We start from the raw sequence: 3,751 nt of genomic DNA on the forward strand, positions 1-3,751 counted from the left end.
AAATAAATTTTATTTTCTTCTGGCTTATATCTAACTGGGAATAAATGAACTGTAACAAAAGTTACATGCTCCATTTTATCATTTAATCCACAACCAATTCTATAGGAATACCATGAACTTGGATAAACTTCGGGACTTGAGTAAAAATCAAGATTTTTTGGACATTCTGCATTTTCTACTGACAAGGGCAACAGTGCTGGAGAAGGACGAATCTCTTTATCTATCTTATATTCATTTATATTTCTTGGAAAAACATTTATATCTATATTGTTTGCACCGAATTCTATTTCAAATGTTTTGCTTATTTTTGGAAGGACAGGATAGCCGCCCTCCTTAAGGTAGGATGAGCCATCAATTTTTATTTCAATGTAATTTTCATCATATTTTTCAACGCTGAATTTTGGCAATGAAATGCTGTAGCCAATTTCCTTCCCGCTGCCTGCTATTGTAAATCCCGCCATGCACAATAAAAACATAATCCCTATAGCAAACATTTTCCTTTTCATTTTCATCCCTAACTAAATAGTTTATGTTTTTATATATTTTACTGGAACGGCACTTTCAACAAATTCTCACCTCTGGATTGTAAATGGCTAAAATGCAGTTAAACATCTTGCTTTGAGGATGTTTTTTAATGCCCATTTATACATGGAGCTCTATCCTAAGTAGTGGCTTGTTCTCGCAATAAACCAAGAAGCTATTAACAAATCTTATTATAGCTATTACCATGCAACGCCTTTATTTTCTGGAATTAGTAAATAATTGGGCAAATTTGTGATACCATCTGCCATGCTTCATTATTCTGCATAGTAAAGAATTATGGCAATCATAATTTCTATCTTTTTCTTGTCCCAGCAAAAGATATTTTTTTCTAACTAATTCTATTAGTTGGTGTGGCATTTCTTATTTTTTAAATTTTCAAATTCTTGATAATGCCTTTGCTGGAACAATAGCAAATTTTTTAAGTATATCAATGATTATAAACAAATGAAAAAAATAAAGCCAGCAAGAAATACATTAATTCTTTTCTTGGGTATAATTTTAATAATTTTTGTCATTCTGGTTGCGCCGTCAATTTATAAAAGTTACAAGGATATCCTGAACCCAAACCCAGATAGCGACGGCGACGGAGTGCCAGATAAAGATGATGCTTTTCCATATGACCCGAAAGAATGGAGGGATAGCGACGGAGATGGTATAGGTGATAATGCAGACAACGATGACGATAATGACGGAGTGCTAGATAGCTTTGATTATCTTCCTTATGACGATGCAAAGATAAAAATTGAGGTGCTTAAGATAAGAATAAAGGATTATCCTCTAATTGGGGATAAGAGTGATATCTTCCTGAAGATATTTATAAATAATAATGAATATAGATTTCCGGAAAAAGGCTATATCACTTTTGATATAGATAAAGATACTTATGTTGAATGTAACATTACACATGATATTGATGACAGTGTTGGCTATCATCAGATAAGAATAGAAATGTACTACAAGACGGTGGCTGGTATAGATAAAAAAATTGATATAAATCCAAAAAAAGATGAAAATTATATAAATATATCATATTATATCGGGAATAAAGTTGGGTATCAATGGCCTACGAATAAAGAGTATGAATGTTATGATGGAAGTGATGATGGGGCAAGAGAAAGAGATGCAATGATCTGCTTTAGAATAGTAACAGTTAGTTAAGATAGGAAAAAGCTAGTAAAAATTTCTAAAGTTCTGACAGTAAAAAAACTAAGAGATTAATATATTGAATTTTTATAATGATATGCGAGCAATAGATGGAAATGCAATTGCCAAAAAAATTGAAGAAGAAATAAATAAAAAAGCGGAAGATAAAGAAATAAAAATTGTTACTTTTGTTGTTGGAACCAATGAAGAATCTCTTCTTTTTGCGGATTTGAAGGATAAAGCTTGCAAGAGGGTAGGAATTGAGCATGAAATTATAGGATTTGACCTCATAAAACAGGAAGAATTTGAAAAAGAAATTGAAAAATTAAATGAGGATGAGCATATTACAGGAATAAACATTCAACTTCCTTTACCAAAAGATTTAGATTATAATAGGCTGGTTAGCAGAATTGATTACGGAAAGGATATAGAGGGAATGCATCCTTTAAATTTGGGAAATATTATTCTTGGGAAAGAAGAAATTACACCATCTACTCCTAAGGCAATTTTGAGGATAATAGAAAATGAAAAATTATCTTTAAAAGGAAAAAATGTTGTTATAATAAATCATAGCAAAATAATTGGCAAACCTCTTGCAATTTTATTGCTCAATAGAGATGCAACAGTAAGTGTGTGCCATGTTTATACAGATGATATTAAAAAATATACAATTAAAGCAGATTTGCTAATAACAGCAACAGGTGTAAAAGGGCTTATAAAGGAAGAGCACATAAAGAAAAATTGCATAGTAATTGATGCTGGAATTAAAAAAGAAAATGGAAAAATATATGGTGATTTAGATGAAAAAGCAGCGAAAAAAGCTCTCGCTTTTACTCCTGTGCCTGGCGGGGTGGGGCCTGTTACAATTGCGTGCATGCTTGAAAATGCAATCATTGCTTATGAAAAAATTCATAAATAGGCGAGCATTTTTCAGCGATGAGAGCTTATTATTTTTATGATATTCCGGCGGTAAAACCAAAAATGGGTTTTAGCAGGGAGGAGATAAAGCATCTTCTCATTTCAATATCTCTTCTATGCATTGCCTTCTCAATAGCAAATTCATTTCCAATCCATGAAAATTTTCGGCTTTTTGTTAATCTTCTACCCTTTTCGTTTCTTGCAGTTCTAACAGCATTTGCTTTTCACGAAATTGCGCATAAGTTTGCTGGAATAAGATATGGCTACTGGTCAGAATACAGGATGTTTCCTTTTGGCTTAATTCTTGCTTTATTACTCAGCTTCCTTGGCTTTGTTTTTGCAGCCCCTGGGGCAGTGCAGATATTTGGAATGCCTACAAGAGAGCATGCTGGTAAAATTTCAATGGCTGGCCCATTTTCAAACATTTTGGTTTCTGCGGTATTTTTATCAATTTCAAAAATAACCAAAATAGAAATAATAGCCCTTATAGCTTCAATAAATGCTTTTCTTGCAATTTTCAATCTGCTGCCAATTCCACCCTTAGATGGAAGAAAAATTCTCTCATGGAGCATGCCCATCTGGCTTTCAATGCTAGTAACCTCTGCAATCCTTCTATTCCTCTCATTTTAAGGTGCTGTTAGCTTAACCAAAATTTTCGATAAAAATATGCATCCCATAGATGCATTTGGTGATAAAATGCAAAGGGATGCAATTATTGAAAGAAAAATGTATCATTATGAGAGAAAAAACCAGCGGAAATAATACTTTACAGCTTATTTCTATATCTGTGCAGATTGTCGCTAAGGGATGTTTCTACGGCAATTCGTATATTCGTAAGGAGAAGCAGAACCGCCATATGGAACTGGCTGAACAAATTTGGGAGTGTATTGAAAAATAGCATCGCAGATAAAAGCCTCATTGTGTTGTCATTGATGAGACATCTCTTCAAATAGGGGATATGAATTTCTGGTTTTGGTTTGTCATTGAACCAGAAACAAGAAAGATTGTCTTCTTTATGATAAGTAGTAGCAGAACAAACATGGCCTGTAAAAAATTGATTTGTGCGATGCGAAACATGTATGGAAAATTGCCATCTGTTGCTATAACAGATGGAAGACCATATTTGATACTGAAAAGATACGGGATT

5 protein-coding genes are annotated in these 3,751 nt (G+C 33.1%); 4 read left to right on the forward strand and 1 reads right to left on the reverse strand.

The features are described from left to right. Positions 1–512 (reverse strand): hypothetical protein (locus H5T45_07360; GenBank protein MBC7129517.1); only part of this gene is annotated, 512 nt, incomplete at its 3' end. Between the two features lie 475 nt (positions 513–987). Between H5T45_07360 and H5T45_07365 the strand changes: the two genes are divergently transcribed. From H5T45_07365 to H5T45_07380, 4 genes are all read left to right on the forward strand, one after another. Beyond that, positions 988–1,701 (forward strand): hypothetical protein, encoded by a 714-nt coding sequence (locus tag H5T45_07365; GenBank protein ID MBC7129518.1) that lies wholly within the window; start codon positions 988–990, stop codon positions 1,699–1,701. Positions 1,702–1,783: 82 nt separating this feature from the next. Beyond that, positions 1,784–2,605 (forward strand): bifunctional 5,10-methylenetetrahydrofolate dehydrogenase/5,10-methenyltetrahydrofolate cyclohydrolase, encoded by an 822-nt coding sequence (locus H5T45_07370; GenBank protein MBC7129519.1) that lies wholly within the window; start codon positions 1,784–1,786, stop codon positions 2,603–2,605. A 17-nt stretch (positions 2,606–2,622) separates the two neighbouring features. After that, a complete protein-coding gene (locus H5T45_07375; GenBank protein ID MBC7129520.1) occupies positions 2,623–3,234 on the forward strand; it encodes a site-2 protease family protein in 612 nt (203 codons plus the stop codon). Between the two features lie 328 nt (positions 3,235–3,562). Further along, positions 3,563–3,751: hypothetical protein (locus H5T45_07380; protein MBC7129521.1), on the forward strand; the 189-nt coding region annotated here is incomplete at its 3' end.

The organism is Thermoplasmatales archaeon, assembly GCA_014361245.1.
Taxonomy (GTDB): Archaea; Thermoplasmatota; E2; order UBA202; family JdFR-43; genus JACIWB01.

Coding starts and splice junctions, on each gene's coding strand:
- H5T45_07375 (MBC7129520.1), top strand. CDS start 2,623: ATGAGAGCTTATTATTTTTATGATATTCCGGCGGTAAAACCAAAAATG.
- H5T45_07365 (MBC7129518.1), top strand. CDS start 988: ATGAAAAAAATAAAGCCAGCAAGAAATACATTAATTCTTTTCTTGGGT.
- H5T45_07370 (MBC7129519.1), top strand. CDS start 1,784: ATGCGAGCAATAGATGGAAATGCAATTGCCAAAAAAATTGAAGAAGAA.